This window comes from Aquibacillus halophilus (assembly GCF_009649745.1).
Classification (GTDB): domain Bacteria; phylum Bacillota; class Bacilli; order Bacillales; family Amphibacillaceae; genus Aquibacillus; species Aquibacillus halophilus.
This window is the reverse complement of sequence record NZ_WJNG01000040.1, coordinates 1-334: the sequence shown is the minus strand read 5'-3', so window position 1 is coordinate 334 and position 334 is coordinate 1. Positions and strand designations below refer to the sequence as shown.

Genomic DNA, 334 nt, shown 5'->3' with positions numbered 1-334 from the left:
CTAGCCCTAAAGCTATTTCGGAGAGAACCAGCTATCTCCGTGTTCGATTGGCATTTCACCCCTACCCACACCTCATCCCCGCACTTTTCAACGTGCGTGGGTTCGGGCCTCCAGTCAGTGTTACCTGACCTTCACCCTGGACATGGGTAGATCACACGGTTTCGGGTCTACGACCCCCTACTATATTCGCCCTATTCAGACTCGCTTTCGCTGCGGCTCCGCATATGCTGCTTAACCTTGCAGGAGATCGTAACTCGCCGGTCCATTCTACAAAAGGTACGCCGTCATCCGTTATTTTTCCGAAGAAAAATCATAGGACTCCGACTACTTGTAG

General features: G+C 51.8%; 1 rRNA gene. It reads right to left on the bottom strand.

Features of this window, described 5'->3' with window-relative positions:
* Window positions 1–334, bottom strand: a 23S ribosomal RNA gene (locus GH741_RS21440); the annotation flags it as partial.